Annotated in this window: 13 protein-coding genes; 5 read left to right on the top strand and 8 right to left on the bottom strand. The window is 49.8% G+C overall.

Features of this window, described 5'->3' with window-relative positions; translation table 11 throughout:
* The first annotated feature begins 102 nt into the window (after window positions 1–102).
* From H579_RS0110970 to rimI, 3 genes are all read left to right on the top strand, one after another.
* A complete protein-coding gene (locus tag H579_RS0110970) occupies window positions 103–1,650 on the top strand; it encodes a 2-isopropylmalate synthase (RefSeq protein WP_211224706.1) in 1,548 nt (515 codons plus the stop codon).
* A gap of 194 nt (window positions 1,651–1,844) precedes the next feature.
* Complete coding sequence (locus tag H579_RS0110965; RefSeq protein ID WP_028300718.1) at window positions 1,845–2,657, top strand: hypothetical protein; 813 nt, start codon at window positions 1,845–1,847, stop codon at window positions 2,655–2,657.
* Window positions 2,654–3,121 carry a ribosomal protein S18-alanine N-acetyltransferase gene (gene rimI / locus H579_RS0110960; protein WP_028300717.1) on the top strand — a complete coding sequence of 156 codons (468 nt, stop codon included), beginning with the start codon at window positions 2,654–2,656 and terminating at the stop codon, window positions 3,119–3,121. The genes H579_RS0110965 and rimI overlap by 4 nt, the downstream gene beginning before the upstream one ends.
* A 40-nt stretch (window positions 3,122–3,161) precedes the next feature.
* Here rimI and H579_RS29450 read toward each other — a convergent pair whose 3' ends face one another.
* Window positions 3,162–3,698, bottom strand: a complete 537-nt coding sequence (locus tag H579_RS29450; RefSeq protein ID WP_084624075.1) for a cell division protein ZapB — start codon at window positions 3,696–3,698, stop codon at window positions 3,162–3,164.
* A gap of 270 nt (window positions 3,699–3,968) precedes the next feature.
* On the bottom strand, window positions 3,969–5,597 hold the full coding sequence (locus tag H579_RS0110950; protein WP_028300716.1) for a methyl-accepting chemotaxis protein: 1,629 nt from the start codon (window positions 5,595–5,597) through the stop codon (window positions 3,969–3,971).
* Between the two features lie 222 nt (window positions 5,598–5,819).
* Between H579_RS0110950 and H579_RS0110945 the strand changes: the two genes are divergently transcribed.
* Entirely contained in the window at window positions 5,820–6,284 is a 465-nt protein-coding gene (locus H579_RS0110945; RefSeq protein ID WP_028300715.1) for a tRNA (cytidine(34)-2'-O)-methyltransferase, read from the top strand.
* Window positions 6,285–6,374: 90 nt separating this feature from the next.
* Here the strand turns inward: H579_RS0110945 and glnG are convergent, their stop codons facing one another.
* The 6 genes from glnG to H579_RS0110915 form a co-directional block, all read right to left on the bottom strand.
* A complete protein-coding gene (glnG, locus tag H579_RS0110940; protein ID WP_028300714.1) occupies window positions 6,375–7,799 on the bottom strand; it encodes a nitrogen regulation protein NR(I) in 1,425 nt (474 codons plus the stop codon).
* Entirely contained in the window at window positions 7,796–8,866 is a 1,071-nt protein-coding gene (glnL, locus tag H579_RS0110935) for a nitrogen regulation protein NR(II) (RefSeq protein WP_028300713.1), read from the bottom strand. The genes glnG and glnL overlap by 4 nt, the downstream gene beginning before the upstream one ends.
* 318 nt (window positions 8,867–9,184) lie before the next feature.
* Window positions 9,185–9,619 (bottom strand): DUF4124 domain-containing protein, encoded by a 435-nt coding sequence (locus H579_RS0110930; RefSeq protein ID WP_028300712.1) that lies wholly within the window; start codon window positions 9,617–9,619, stop codon window positions 9,185–9,187.
* 173 nt (window positions 9,620–9,792) lie between these two features.
* The gene (gene glnA / locus H579_RS0110925) at window positions 9,793–11,199 is read right to left on the bottom strand and encodes a glutamate--ammonia ligase (RefSeq protein ID WP_028300711.1); all 1,407 of its coding nucleotides are present in this window, start codon (window positions 11,197–11,199) and stop codon (window positions 9,793–9,795) included.
* A gap of 235 nt (window positions 11,200–11,434) precedes the next feature.
* Complete coding sequence (locus H579_RS0110920; RefSeq protein ID WP_028300710.1) at window positions 11,435–11,665, bottom strand: sulfurtransferase TusA family protein; 231 nt, start codon at window positions 11,663–11,665, stop codon at window positions 11,435–11,437.
* 275 nt (window positions 11,666–11,940) lie between these two features.
* The gene (locus H579_RS0110915; protein WP_028300709.1) at window positions 11,941–12,990 is read right to left on the bottom strand and encodes a tRNA (5-methylaminomethyl-2-thiouridylate)-methyltransferase; all 1,050 of its coding nucleotides are present in this window, start codon (window positions 12,988–12,990) and stop codon (window positions 11,941–11,943) included.
* 367 nt (window positions 12,991–13,357) lie between these two features.
* On the opposite strand from H579_RS0110915, the gene typA reads away from it, so the two are divergent.
* Window positions 13,358–15,178, top strand: a complete 1,821-nt coding sequence (gene typA / locus H579_RS0110910; protein ID WP_028300708.1) for a translational GTPase TypA — start codon at window positions 13,358–13,360, stop codon at window positions 15,176–15,178.
* The last annotated feature ends 5 nt before the right edge of the window (window positions 15,179–15,183 follow it).

Raw genomic sequence — 15,183 nt, 5'->3', positions numbered from 1 at the left:
TGATAGTGCCCATAGCAGAAAATTGACTCTGGAATGGGTTGTTTCGTGGTTTGAATGAACCCTAGTTTGATCTGACTGCCCGACAGTCTGCAGGAGTTAATCATGAGCAAAGACCATCTGGTGATATTTGATACCACATTGCGTGATGGTGAGCAGAGCCCTGGCGCATCCATGACCAAGGACGAGAAAGTACGTATCGCCAAACACCTGGAAAAGATGAAGGTGGATGTGATCGAAGCGGGTTTTGCCATCGCCAGTCCAGGTGATTTTGAGGCGGTAAAAGCCGTAGCCGATAGCGTAAAAGACAGCACCATCTGTAGCCTGTCCCGTGCACTGGACGCAGATATTGAACGTGCCGCAGAAGCCCTGGCCGGTGCCAATTCAGGTCGTATCCACACCTTTATCGCGACCTCTCCGATTCATATGCAGCACAAACTGCAGATGCAACCGGATCAGGTAATTGAGCAAGCGGTACGCGCAGTGAAAAAAGCCCGTAACCTGATGGCCGATGTAGAGTTCTCCTGTGAAGACGCCGGTCGTTCCGAGATCGATTTCCTGTGCCGCATTATTGAAGCCGCGATTGATGCTGGCGCATCGACTATTAATATTCCTGACACCGTGGGTTATGCCATTCCCGGTCAGTTTGCCGAAACTATTGGTCAGTTGCTGAATCGTATTCCGAATGCGGATAAAGCGATCTTCTCTGTTCACTGCCATAACGATCTGGGCTTGGCTGTGGCTAACTCCCTGGCGGCAGTACAGGCGGGAGCCCGTCAAGTGGAGTGTACCATCAATGGCCTGGGTGAGCGTGCCGGTAATGCCTCACTGGAAGAGGTTGTGATGGGTATTCGCACCCGCCCGGATATCTTTGCTGTGGAAACCCGTATCGATCCGGTACATATCGTACCAACCTCTCGCTTGGTATCCACTGTGACCGGTTTCCCGGTACAGCCAAACAAAGCAATTGTCGGCAAGAACGCTTTTGCCCACGAGTCCGGTATTCACCAGGATGGTGTTCTGAAACACCGTGAAACCTACGAAATCATGAAAGCTCAGGATGTGGGTTGGAACACCAATGCCATCGTACTGGGCAAGCACTCGGGCCGTAATGCCTTCCGTACCCGTTTGGAAGAGCTGGGTATCACCTTCGATTCCGAAGCAGAGCTGAACCATGCCTTTGCCCTATTCAAACAGCTGGCGGATAAAAAGCATGAGATCTATGACGAAGATCTGCAGGCGCTGGTCAGTGATTCCCGTGTGACCGATGCGGTTGAGCGCTTTAAGCTGGAAACGCTGGAAGTCCAGTCCAAAACCGGCGAAATTCCGGTAGCTAAACTGGTACTGAACGTCGATGGCAAGGAAGTGACGGCGGAATCTGAAGGCAGCGGCCCTGTGGATGCGACCTTTAAAGCGATCGAAAAAGTCGCTAACAGTGAAACGGTTCTTGAGCTGTACTCGGTGAATGCGATCACCAGTGGTACCGATTCTCAGGGTGAAGTGACAGTGCGTTTGGATAAAGGCGGTCGTCTGGTGACCGGCCTGGGTGCAGATACCGATATCGTAATCGCTTCTGCCAGGGCGTATATCCATGCGCTGAATGCGTTGTTCAGCCACTCTGATCGTACCCACCCGCAAGAAGCGTCTGTTTAAGCGCGGTGGTAAACAGTGACTGAGGTGACTGTTTACCGCTGTTTAGCTGTCTTGTTAATAGGACAGGATGCAGATTGCTAAGGGGTATAAGCGCAATAGGGTATTGTGATACCCATAAACAATGGCGACAGGTATAATCTGTCGCCATTTTTATTTTCTGAGACAGGCGTTTAGCCGGGGTTTAAACAGACAAGATGAATGAAGCGCAGCGTGTGGCTTATCTGGAACAGCTAGGAGTGGTCAGTTGGATGCCCCGGCAGCCTCTGCCCGGAGCCTTGCCATCCGAATACCTTGTCTGTGAAGAAAGCATACCTCCTGTTGAGGGGGAGGCTGCGGTGATGTCTGCTGTAGCCGCTCTGGATAGCAGTACCGCTTTAGGTGGTATACAGGGTGCAGTCCAGGCCCAATCTCATACAGGAATGGTTGGTCAGGCTACCAGTCCTGTCGATAGCTTTCTTTCTGGTGATGCTTCGACCAAGGTGAATCGCCCCGCTATCTTTGATGGCGCTAGCAGTGAACAGGTTGCGCCCGCCCCGGTTATAGTGGATTCCTCTCGTGTACCGGATCAACTGCGCTTAGGCTTGATTCGTACCGCCGATCAGGGGCCTTTGTTGATCTGTAATATCACAGGTCAGGATTGGCCAGAGCATAAGGTGATGCCGATGGTCGGTCAGATGCTGCACTTTATGCAGCAGCCAGCCAGCCAGATCTGTTTACCCTTTGAATGGCCCTTCCCAGGCAGCAGTGCCAAATGCTCCGAACAGGAGTTTCTGGCGGTGCTGAAAGCTCTGTTATCCGGTGCCCGCTTACAGTGCCAACCAGGACAGAGATGCTGGTGGTTTGGTGAGTTGCCTGAACTGATCCAGCAAGGCGGCCTATTACAGATCGAGCTGCATTATCCACTCAGCCTGGTGCAGTTATTGGAGCAGCCGGAAGCTAAGGCACAACTACTGCAGCAACTATTAACGATCAAAGCGCCAACGGAGCAACAAGAGGCCAATCAGTGAAGAAGATCAGAGAAGTCGGCATTCTGGAGCTGGATGCGGTAATGAATATTGAGCGTGAGGCTCATCTGACCCCCTGGACCCGTTTGATGTTTGAGCTGGGGTTACAGCGCAATGACACATTATTAGGTGTTTATATTGAGCAGCGGTTATGCGGTTATGCCATGCTGCAAAAGATCGCAGATGAATGGCACCTGCATAATATTGCGGTTAATCCCGCGCTACAGGGGCAGGGTATCGGGCATTTCTTATTACAAGAGATCAAGCTTCAGGCGCAGCAGCAGGGTCTGTCGATTATTCTGTTGGAAGTACGGGAGAGTAACGGCGCAGCACGCCATCTATATCAGCAGCAGGGTTTTGTCGAAGATGGGGTGCGACCAAAATATTACTCAGTGCCCGGTGGTGATAGGGAGGATGCGGTGATGATGTCCTGCCCAGTCGAGCTTGAGCAGGACCTGAATCTCTAAGCGCCTTAGCAGCGCAGCACTTAAGTCCGAGGATCTGTACTTACAGATTATTAAACGGAGATGAAGGTGCTGTTTGAGCTTCCAGCTCCGCTTCCTCTTCTGCCGTCAGGTCATCAAGCTCACCAAGGTCATCAAGGTCATCAAGCTCACCAAGGTCTTCAAGCTCATCAAGAGCACTATCCTGCTCAATCAGCGCTTCTTCCGCGCGGCTTTGATCCATCAGCTCGCCTTCCGAAGATGCCGTAGCGGCAATCTCATCTTCTGCGATGCCATCTTCAACCGCATCATCGTTTATGGTGTCTTCAGAAACAGCGTCATCGTTTATGGTGTCTTCAGAAACAGCGTCATCGTTTGTGGCGTCTTCAGAAACAGCGTCATCATCCAGTAGATCAAACCTACCTAACAGATCGCCCAGACGGGATTCCCAAGCCGTTTTCTCTTCCTGCAGCTGGGCATTGTCGTCTTGCAGTTGAGCGTTATCTTCCTTCAGCTCTTCAATCTCCAGCTTCAGGGTCCCAATGGTATCCACTGCAGATTGAACGCGCTTTTCTAATTCATTCAGCAAATCCAGGCTCATATTTGAACACTCCTAAGTGTCTTGCTTTGCAAATTGGCTTTCCTGATGCTCATTATAGAGCGATGTGGGCCATGAAAAAAAGCGGGATTTACGCACCAGCACAACCCTGATACTAAATCCCGCCTCTTCCATTATTAGAGAGCTATTTAAAACCCTCTCTAAAGCTTTATTGGCTGTTCAATACTAAGTTTAAAGTCCGATAAGACAGAAGATACTTCCCACCTTTTAACCAATTACTTCCCATCCTTTAACCACTAGCAGCCCTCTGCCTCAAACCTTAAACAGCTGCACCATAGAGTGAAGCTCACCCGACAGCTGTGACAGTTCTTCACTCGCCGCCGCAGTTTGATTGGCTGCAGCACTGGATTCCCGCGAGAACTCAGCGATCTTAACAACACTTTGGTTCATCTCATCGGCCGTGGCGCTCTGTTGCTCTACCGCGGCAGCGATTTGGCTGTTCATATCGCTGATCATAGTAACGTGATGGGTCACCTGGGCCAGTGCTTCACTGGTTTTGGCACTTTGTGCCAGCCCTTGCTGAGCCCTCTCTTTGCTGCTACTCATCACCTTAGCCGCGTCACGACTGCCTTGTTGCACACGCTGGATCACATCCTCAATCTCCTGAGTAGAGTTTTGAGTCTGTTGCGCCAGACTGCGCACTTCATCCGCCACAACGGCAAAACCGCGTCCTTGCTCTCCGGCACGGGCCGCTTCAATCGCAGCATTCAGTGCCAGCAGATTGGTTTGCTCGGCGATACCTTTAATCACATCAATCACCAGAGCAATATTCTGTGCCTTCTGCTCCAGAGAGCCCACGACCTCTGCTGCATTTTCGACTTCCTGAGCCAGGGTTTCGATGATGCGGTTATTTTCCTGCAGGATCTGGTCACCAGACTCAGATTCTCTGCGTGTGGTTTGAGCCGCAGATTCCGCTTCAGTGGCATTGCGCGCCACATCCTGAATAGTGGCCACCATCTCATTCATAGCCGTGGCAACATGGTCCGTTTCTGCCTGCTGTAGATTCATGCCATCACTGGTGTGCTGGCTGGCACGGGACATATTCTCCGCCTCCTGAGACAGGTGTTGAACTGAAGTCGAAACTTGAGTCACCAGGCGCTGGAACTGGTCCAGCATAGTATTAAAAGCACGCCCAATCGCTGTGATCTCATCGTTGCCTGATACATCCAAACGAGTCGTCAGATCATGATTTTTTTCGATATGACTAATTGTTGAGCGCATTTTATCCAGCGGCTTAGTGATCGCCTGAGCCACAAGGTAGCTGCTGACGACTACGATCGCGAGAATCACCAGGATGCCAACTATCATCAACGTCTTGGCATCGCTGTAGGACTGCTTGAGCTCGTTCTGTACCTGACCTGCAACATCCAGTTGCAGTGCTAACAGCTGTGCGATTTTATCACTGATCGGATCGATGGTAGCGTAGAGAGGTCCGTCAAACTGATTTAACTGGCCTTTTTGAATTCCCTGCATTTGGGAAAGAGTGGGAAGCATCTGGTTGATGGAGTCATCAGCGGCCTTAAACAGCGCTTGAGCTTCCTTGGCTAACCGGGCTTCCTGAGGCGTCATTTCGGTTGACGTATATTTGCTCCAGGTGTTTTTGATACGGGCCTGTGCTTCCTGAATTCCCTTGTAGGCATCCTCCGCCTTCATCTGCCCCGCATTGGTTTTATTCACGGCATCAATAATCAGTACGGCATAATCCGTACCTATCGTGTAAAGATCTTTTAAGGGTACTACACGGTCATCATAGATACTGCTGACGCCTTTATTTGCTGCTTGCAATTCGGCTTCCGCGACCATAAAGGTTGCGATTAAACCGAGAATTGGCATCACCATCATTAAAGCCAGCTTCCTGCCCACTGAAAGTTGATTAAGCATGTTATTATCCCCCAAGGTCCTGGGTGTTATTAGAATTAATGCACTAAAGTAGTGCATGCACTCATTGTATCCTTATGTAAACATGCTGAATACTATCTAATTAGCTAAATGCGCATTTAAATTGTTTTTTAATATGACTAGTAAGTCATGTTTGATTTTCGCTGGTATTTCAGTAATAACTCCCGAAATTTCTAAGCGTTACTATGACTGTGTAGAAAACTTATGTTTGAAATTGCCCTGTACGAACCTGAAATAGCCCCAAATACGGGCAACATTATCCGCCTATGCGCTAACACAGGCTGTTATCTGCATTTGATCGAGCCACTGGGTTTTGATCTGGAAGAAAAAAAGCTAAGAAGAGCGGGGTTGGATTACCACGATCTGGCTAATGTCAGTCGTCATAAAGACTTTGATGCTTTTATCGCTGTGGTGAGTGGTAAGCGGGTTTTTCCCTGTACGACCAAGGCGAAGGGATTTGCTTCGGATATGCAGTTTCAGGCGGGGGATGTATTACTGTTTGGCCCGGAAACCCGAGGATTACCGGCTGAGGTGCTGGCACAGTTTGAACAGGAACAGTGGTTAAGAATTCCTATGATGCCAACCAGCCGCAGTTTAAACCTATCCAATGCGGTCTCTGTAATTACTTATGAGGCTTGGCGTCAGCTGGGTTTTGAAGGTGCGATATAAGAGCGCTATGGGCCGGTGGCATTAATGGCGTAAGGGGTATGGCTTGTGGAGTCGATTGGCAACCCCACAAGTCATAACACTGAGCAAGGATTAATCTTCATCCTCACTGGCTGTTTCCAGGTTCAGCTCTTTGATCTTGCGGGTCAGGGTATTGCGGCCCCAGCCCAGTAACTCTGCAGCATCCCGACGACGGCCAGCGGTATGCTTCAGGGCTACTTCAATCATCACTTTTTCAAATTCAGGGACAGCGGTATCCAGAATGCCTTTCTGTCCTTGTGCCAACGCCTGATCCGCCCAGTTATTCAGCGCAGACTGCCAACGACTGCCGGTGGCCTGCTCGGACTGTTTTTGCTCCATCAGCTCCGGTGGCAGATCATCCAGATGCACCTCTCGGCCAGAGGCCATTACGGTAATCCAGCGACAGGTGTTTTCCAGTTGACGCACGTTGCCGGGCCAGCTTAGCTGCTGCATATAATCCACGGTGCTCTGCAGTAGAATCTTAGGCTCTACCTCCAGCTCTTTCGCGGCTTTGCTCAGGAAAAAATCCGCCAGGCGAGGGATATCTTCCCTGCGTTCGCTCAGCTTAGGGAGGTGAACACGGATCACGTTCAGACGGCGGAACAGATCTTCCCGGAAACGACCCTCCTGCACCAGGTTTTCCAGATCCTGGTGAGTCGCTGCGATAATACGCACATCTACCTGCACTGGCGTATGACCACCGACACGATAGAATTCACCATCGGCCAATACCCTGAGCAGTCGGGTTTGAGTATCAGCAGGCATATCACCGATCTCATCCAGAAACAGGGTGCCACCATCGGCTTGCTCAAAGCGACCATGACGCAGGGTATTTGCACCGGTAAAGGCCCCTTTTTCATGGCCAAACAGTTCGGACTCAATCAGATCCTTGGGAATTGCCGCCATATTTAGCGGTATAAAGGGGTTCTTCGCTCTGGGACTGTGCTGATGCAGCGCATGAGCGACCAGCTCTTTACCGGTACCTGACTCGCCGTTAATCAATACGGTGATATTGGAGTGAGACAGGCGACCGATAGCGCGGAAGACCTCCTGCATCGCCGGGGCTTCACCAATGATTTCAGTGCTGGGCAGAGGTTTTGCTTCTGGCTGTACTGACGCTTGCTCCTGAGCATGGTTGATGGCTCGTTTAACCAGCGCCACAGCCTCATCCACATCAAACGGCTTGGGCAAATACTCGAAGGCACCACCCTGATAAGACGCAACCGCACTCTCTAAGTCTGAGTGTGCGGTCATCACGATCACGGGCAGATTGGGGTGGCTGTCCTGAATCTGGGCCAGAAGCTCCAGGCCGTCCATGCCCGGCATACGGATATCGGTAATCAGCGCATCCGGACAGCCGCTATTAAAGGCTTTCAGGACATCTTCAGCTTGCTCAAAAACATTAACATTCATGCCTTCCTGTTCCATGGAGCGTTCTAATACCCAGCGGATAGAACGGTCATCATCGACAATCCATACGTTGTTTGGGGTGTTCATTTTTTATGCTCCAGAGGAATCATTAGTCGAAATACGGTTTTTCCTGGTTTGGACTTACACTCAATCAATCCGTGGTGTTGGTGCATAATGGTCTGGGCTATCGACAGCCCAAGGCCTGTGCCGGACGCCCGCCCGGTCACCAAAGGGTAGAAGATCGTTTCCATCAGCTCTTTCGGGATGCCTGGACCATTATCGATAATATCGACCTGACACAGCAGACGGTGACGTTCAGAGCCCAGGGTAAACTGGCGTTTGGCTCGTGTGCGGAAGGTGATCCTGCCATTTTCCATCCCGGATTCCTGCAGGGCCTGCATGGCATTGCGTACAATGTTCAGAATGGCCTGGATCAACTGCTCCTGGTCGCCGGTCATATCAGGCAGGCTGGGATCGTAGTCTCTGATCAGCTTGATTTTTGGACCTGTCTCGGCAGAGATCAGCGCAAAAACATGCTCCAGTACCTTATGGATATTCACTGCACTGAAATCGGGCACCTTTCGTGGCCCCAGCATCCGATCCACCAGGTTTCTCAGGCGATCGGCTTCGCTGATAATTACCTCTGTATAGTCTTTCAGACTCTCTTCCGGCAGGGCGCGCTCCAGTAACTGCGCGGCACCACGAATACCGCCAAGGGGGTTCTTAATTTCATGGGCCATGCCCCGTACCAGAGTGCGCAGGGTTTCCTGTTGAGCGACCAGTTCTTCCTCTTTGCTGATACGCAACAAACGGTCTCGGGCCTGAAGCTCCACCACCAGGCTATAACCGCCAGGGGTGAGAATGGGGTTAACGGTGTAATCGACAATCATTTGGTTGCCGTTGGGCAGTATTACGCGGGTCTCCCGTTTGGTAAAAGGGTGCCCCTCTCTGGCAGCCTGCTGCCAGGCGTTATCAGTATCATCACTTTCTACAAACAGATCAGATAAGGAATGACCGATGGCGCGATTAGCGCCGCAGGCAAATAACATCTCAGCCGCTGGGTTGAGATAGGTCAGAGCCAGTTCGCTGTTTAGTTGGATAACCGCCGTGGTCAGGTTATCCAGTAGTAATTTATGATTGTCTAGACTAGCCACACAAAACCCTCCTTACTGATAGCAAAAGCAAAAAGCGAACCAATACAAAGTAAGTGCTTAAAAAATAGCGAGTTGGTGTCTGTACTCCTTAGAATGGATGTTTCAGCCTTTCTGCTGTAGCCAGAAGTCCGCATTTAATAAAACTATACGCACCATTGTAGTGCATAGCTTTGTTTTTTGTGGTGCGGTATAGGCCGTTATAGTGCATTCCGGTTTTTCACAAGGTGATAACTACTTGTGAATTAAGCCTTTAATGCACTTTAAAATAGCCTGTGTGTTATCAGGTGTGGTCTTTCTTCTGGTCTCAGTATTGTTAAATCAGGGGATATTCAGACTGGTTGAGCGACTGGTGAACAGTATGCGTTTATTTTTATTGCGAACCAAGGCGCGAACTTTATGATGGCCCCGTGGCAGGTGGTGCAGTAGGAAAAATTGACTGTGCAATGGGCTCTGATAGGTCTCGCCATTCAGTTGCAGCTCGATGGTATCACCCGGTTGCAGCTTGGGTTGGGAGTAGATACGAATAATACGCTGCCCCGGCATCTGGGTTTGGTAGCTGACCAGGCGCACATCCTGATAGCGACGCTGATAGGTTGCCAGATAGCGCTGCCCCTTGGGTTGGTCCGAAAAAACCGGATTCCCTTCAGCATCCTTCCAATGATAAATCTCACTTGCAGCAGATAAGCGACCTGAGGTCAGCATGAAACCCAGGATTGAGCAGAGAGTAACGGTGATAGCATAAGGCTTTATCATGGTTGTCGCTGTGGATAGTTAATCGTCTTTGGATAAAGTATGACAGAGTTTTGATGGAGAGTAACAGGAGGAAGATAAGGGTATAGGTTTAAACAGGCGAAAAAAACCCCCGCCGAAGCGAGGGTCTTGTCTCTTCCGAAGAAGAGCATAAGCTGAAAGCTTATAAACGGTGCTTATACACTGTAGTACAGATCGAACTCAATTGGGTGAGTTGTCATGTTTACGCGTGCAACGTCTTCTTTCTTCAGCTCGATGTAAGCATCGATCATGTCGTCGGTGAATACACTGCCTTTAGTCAGGAACTCACGGTCCGCATCCAGAGCAGTCAGCGCTTCTTCCAAAGACGCTGCAACGGTTGGGATCTCAGCCGCTTCTTCTGCTGGCAGATCGTACAGATCTTTATCAGCAGGATCGCCAGGGTGAATCTTGTTCTGTACACCGTCCAGAGCCGCCATCAGCAGTGCAGAGAAGCACAGGTATGGGTTAGCGATTGGATCAGGGAAACGCGCCTCAACACGCTTAGCTTTAGGGCTGGTCGTGTAAGGGATACGCAGAGAAGCAGAACGGTTACGGGCAGAGTAAGCCAGCATTACCGGTGCTTCGAAACCTGGAACCAGACGCTTGTAAGAGTTGGTGCCTGGGTTACAGAAAGCGTTCAGAGCTTTAGCGTGCTTGATGATACCGCCAATCGCAAACAGTGCAGACTCAGACAGACCTGCGTACTGATCACCTGCGAATTGGTTTACGCCGTCTTTCCAGTAAGACAGGTGAACGTGCATACCGGAACCGTTATCGCCAACCAGAGGCTTAGGCATAAAGGTAGCCGTTTTGCCGTATGCGTGAGCTACGTTGTGTACAACGTATTTCAGCATCTGAACTTCGTCAGCTTTCTTAACCAGAGTATTGAACGCTACGCCGATTTCGTTCTGACAAGCCGTCGCCACTTCGTGGTGGTGAACTTCTACGTTCAGACCGATCTCTTCCATCACGTTACACATGGTGGCACGGATGTCGTGAACAGAGTCAACCGGTGGTACTGGGAAGTAGCCGCCTTTAACGCGTGGACGGTGGCCCATGTTGCCGCCTTCCATTGACTTCTCAGAGTTCCAGGCTGCTTCTTCAGAATCGATCTTAACGAAGCTACCGGACATGTTGGAATCCCAACGTACGTCGTCAAAGATAAAGAACTCAGGCTCAGGACCGAAGAATGCCGTGTCCCCCAGACCTGTAGACTTCAGGTACTCTTCAGCACGCTTAGCTACAGAACGTGGATCACGCTCGTAACCCTGCATAGTTGCAGGCTCAATGATGTCACAACGCAGAACCAGAGTCTTATCTTCAAAGAATGGATCGATGAAGCAAGTGCTGTCATCAGGCTGCAGAATCATGTCTGATTCGTTAATGCCTTTCCAGCCTGAGATAGAAGAACCGTCAAACATCTGACCGTTTTCGAAGAACTCTTCGTCAACGTAGCGGGCAGGGATGGTTACGTGCTGCTCTTTACCTTTCGTGTCAGTAAAACGCAGGTCAACCCATTTAACATCATGCTCTTCGATTAGCTTCAGAGTTTGCTCTGACATTGCTTGTCCTCCAATGGAGCTTTCGCTTGGTTGTCAAAATCGTGTAAATAATTCTTTTATCACGATTGAAAGGTTTAAATACCTTTCTTCGGAATTGTCTCTCTTAAAGCAATATCGATGCCATTATAAAAAAAGCAAAGATAACCAATAAGTTAGAACGCTTTGTGAGAAATCTGTTATGCTCTTTTGCTCTAAAATAGTGCGCATTGGAAATGCTGTGCACTATTTTGGTGCCTTAATCTTTAACGACTTCTATTTCTATAATAATCTCATCGGCGCTTTCTGCCGTTGAGACCAAAGTATGACCATGCACCCGACACCAGGCCGGAATATCGTGCAGAGTACCTGGGTCTGTACAATACACTACCAAATGATCACCTGCATCAAGAGACGCGATCTTATTCTGTGTCCGGATAACCGGCAGGGGACGCAGCAGGTTGCGTGCATTTAATTCATGTTTACTCATAAAAAATTACCCAATAAAGTGCGCAGTTTTTGTGCAGTTCGATGAATTCTATCGTTTTAGAGGTTGAAGATGCACCAGACGTGGCCCGGTTTGTGACAAGTCGTTTAATGAGGGCATCAGACTGCAGCATAGTGACCAGCTATTTGGCCGATAGAATAAAGGTTTGTTCAACAAAGATGGATAGAAAAAGAGCACCCATGGGTGCTCTTGAACTGATCTACTCAAGGCTTTAAGTTAAAGCCTGAAGGCCAGTAAGGTCTTCGCGTCAGCCTGGCTTAGTGGATATACCAGTCATCAGGTATTTCTGCTACAGGCATTGGCTTAACCTTCAGCTCTTGTTCGCCTTCATTGTGTTTGGCGACATAGTTTACCGCCACTTCATCCGCGTCACGGCCCTGACTGAAACGGGCAACAACACGGGCTGCGGTCAGAATATCCTCTTCCGTTGGTGTACCGTCGATCAGGGTCAGAGGGCCGCCGTGACTGGTTGGATACAGGTAGCTGTACATAGGGCGATAGCCGCGCATAAAGTTGTTTTCACCCTGCTCACGGCTGACAATCAGCTTAAAGTGTTTCGCCGGACGAATATGACGGCCCACTTTCAACAGCATGATATCGTCGACTTCGTAGTTACGCTCACCACGGGCATCCCACATATCCTGTAGTTTATTGCTGTAACTCTCGTCGGTCAGGAAACAGCAACCGCCGGCAGGCTGTGACCATTCGTCAAAACCAAGTTTTTTAGCCAGGGCTAATTGAGGTTTACGATTACGGCCATGGAAGTCGAACAGCTCGTCACGGTTAACCCAGCCTTCACGCTCTGGAAGCGTTTCAGTCAGATGCTGAGCGCACAGAGGGCGCAGCAGGCGATCTTCAATCTTGGACTCACGGGCAATAATCGGCATGGTTTCTTTACGCTGAGACTTCGGCCGCTGACCGATCACTTCACCGGTGATCACAAAGTCAAAGTCATTATCCATACACCACTGCCAGGCGCGGGCTACCATATCGATTTTACAATCCAGACACGGATTCAGGTTTTGACCGTAACCGTGTTTTGGATTCAATACGATATCTTTATACTCTTCGGAGATATCGATAATGTGCAGCTTGATGCCCAGCTGTTCAGCCACCCACAGGGAGCTGTTTTTCTTCTGCTTTTCCTTATCCTTCTTACGAATGGCATGGGTATGCCCCTCGACACAGAATCCCGTGTAAAAGTTGATACCTTCAACGTGAATGCCTTGATCCTGAATAACCTTTGTAGCCAGCATGGAATCCAGTCCGCCGGAAATCAGAGAAACGGCCTTGCGTTGTTTACTCATGTCTCACCCGTTTAGAATGACAAAAAAGCGGGATTTTACCGAATCGACGCCAGATAGAAAGTTAAAATCACGACTTTTTATCGATGCATTGTGATCCTTTTGTTCAGAAGTTTCGTAACTAACTGTTTTTGTTTAAAACTTGCATAGGCCTGAACCTGAAGGTACAGAGATCTGGATTACAGACGAAGAAATTCATATAACCGAAACGGTAAAGTGTGTACAATCTCCAACCTTTTTATTTTTCCTTTGCTATCTTTGGGATGGCAAAAACGTCCAGAGATCTGGGTCCGCTCTTTAGGTTGCTTTAGGGTTTATCTATCGTGTGGTGTGGCCGGTCTCTTATTTTTGAGCAGGCGAAATACTCCGAATGTCTTCAGATATCAGTAAGTTACGCAATATTGCAATTATTGCGCACGTTGACCATGGTAAAACTACTCTGGTTGATGCCCTTCTTCAGTACTCCGGCACCCTGGATCGTCGTGACGCTGGCGCAGAGCGCGTTATGGACTCCAACGATCAGGAAAAAGAGCGTGGCATTACCATTCTGGCGAAAAACACCGCCATCAAGTGGAACGACTACCGTATCAACATCGTTGACACTCCTGGACACGCTGACTTCGGCGGTGAAGTAGAACGTGTACTGTCCATGGTTGACTGCGTACTGCTGCTGGTTGACGCTCAGGACGGCCCTATGCCGCAAACCCGTTTCGTAACTTCTAAAGCGTTTGAGCGTGGCCTGAAGCCGATCGTTGTGATCAACAAGATCGACCGTCCGGGCTCACGTCCTGACTGGGTAATGGATCAGGTATTTGATCTGTTTGATAGCCTGGGTGCGACGGAAGAGCAGCTGGACTTTCCGGTGGTATATGCGTCTGCAATTAATGGTATCGCCGGTGACGACCCAGAAGAGATGGCGGATGATATGAAGCCACTGCTGGATATGATCATTGATCGTGTTCCTGCACCAGACGTTGACCCTGAAGCTGCTTTCCAGATGCAGATCTCTGCACTGGATTACGATAGCTATGTAGGTGTTATCGGTATTGGCCGTATTACCCGTGGTAGTCTGAAGCCAAACCAGCAAGTGGTTATTAAAGATATCGAAGGTAAAGAGCGTAAGGGTAAAGTCCTGAACGTTAAGGGTTACCTGGGCCTTGAGCGTGTAGATACTGATCTGGCCACAGCCGGTGATATCGTATGTATCAATGGTATCGATGGTCTGGGTATCTCCGATACGCTGTGCGATCCTGAACAAGTTGAAGCACTGCCGCCTCTGTCTGTTGACGAGCCAACCGTAAGCATGACCTTTATGGTGAACGACTCTCCGTTTGCCGGTAAAGAAGGTAAGTTTGTCACCTCCCGTAATATCAAAGAGCGTCTGGATCAGGAGCTGATCCACAACGTAGCACTGCGTGTTAAGCAGGGCGATACTGCGGATAAATTTGTTGTGTCCGGCCGTGGTGAACTGCACCTGTCGGTTCTGATCGAAACTATGCGTCGTGAAGGCTTCGAGATGGGTGTTTCCCGCCCAGAAGTAATTCAGAAAGAAGTCGACGGCGTTCTGATGGAACCCTATGAGCAAGTGGTGATCGATGTTGAAGATCAGCACCAGGGTTCAATCATGGAAGAGATGGGGCTGCGTAAAGGTGAAATGACGAACATGGAGCCAGACGGTAAAGGCCGCGTTAAGCTGGAATTTACCGTACCTTCCCGTGGCCTGATCGGTTTCCGTGGCCAGTTCCTGACTCTGACATCCGGTTCCGGCATCATGACCAGCGTATTTGACCGTTACGACACGGTTAAAGATGGTGAGGTTGCCAAGCGTCAGAACGGTGTTCTGGTCTCTATGGTTAAAGGTAAGACGCTGTCTTACGGTCTGTTTAACCTGCAGGATCGTGGTCGTCTGTTCCTGGGTCACGGTGCAGAAGTGTATGAAGGTCAGGTGATCGGCATCCACTCCCGTAGCAACGACCTGGTGGTTAACCCAACTAAGGGTAAGCAGCTGACTAACGTACGTGCCTCCGGTACTGACGAAGCGCTGACCCTGACACCACCTATCAAGCACACCCTGGAGCAGGCTCTGGAATTCATCGAAAACGATGAGCTGGTAGAAGTAACACCGGAATCGATCCGTATCCGTAAGAAGCTGCTGACTGAGAACGAGCGTAAGCGCGCGAAGAACAAGTAACAGCT

The organism is Oceanospirillum beijerinckii DSM 7166 (assembly GCF_000422425.1).
Taxonomy (GTDB): Bacteria; Pseudomonadota; Gammaproteobacteria; order Pseudomonadales; family Halomonadaceae; genus Oceanospirillum; species Oceanospirillum beijerinckii.
Note: the sequence above shows the minus strand (reverse complement) of the source record. Positions and strands in the feature narration are given on the sequence as shown.

Bases quoted from the DNA above. Each gene is read 5' to 3' on its own strand.
- H579_RS0110970 (WP_211224706.1), top strand. From the start codon at position 103: ATGAGCAAAGACCATCTGGTGATATTTGATACCACATTGCGTGATGGT.
- H579_RS0110930 (WP_028300712.1), bottom strand. From the start codon at position 9,619: ATGATAAAGCCTTATGCTATCACCGTTACTCTCTGCTCAATCCTGGGT.
- H579_RS29450 (WP_084624075.1), bottom strand. From the start codon at position 3,698: ATGAGCCTGGATTTGCTGAATGAATTAGAAAAGCGCGTTCAATCTGCA.
- glnA (WP_028300711.1), bottom strand. From the start codon at position 11,199: ATGTCAGAGCAAACTCTGAAGCTAATCGAAGAGCATGATGTTAAATGG.
- H579_RS0110915 (WP_028300709.1), bottom strand. From the start codon at position 12,990: ATGAGTAAACAACGCAAGGCCGTTTCTCTGATTTCCGGCGGACTGGAT.
- H579_RS0110920 (WP_028300710.1), bottom strand. From the start codon at position 11,665: ATGAGTAAACATGAATTAAATGCACGCAACCTGCTGCGTCCCCTGCCG.
- glnG (WP_028300714.1), bottom strand. From the start codon at position 7,799: ATGAACACCCCAAACAACGTATGGATTGTCGATGATGACCGTTCTATC.
- H579_RS0110950 (WP_028300716.1), bottom strand. From the start codon at position 5,597: ATGCTTAATCAACTTTCAGTGGGCAGGAAGCTGGCTTTAATGATGGTG.
- H579_RS0110965 (WP_028300718.1), top strand. From the start codon at position 1,845: ATGAATGAAGCGCAGCGTGTGGCTTATCTGGAACAGCTAGGAGTGGTC.
- H579_RS0110945 (WP_028300715.1), top strand. From the start codon at position 5,820: ATGTTTGAAATTGCCCTGTACGAACCTGAAATAGCCCCAAATACGGGC.
- typA (WP_028300708.1), top strand. From the start codon at position 13,358: ATGTCTTCAGATATCAGTAAGTTACGCAATATTGCAATTATTGCGCAC.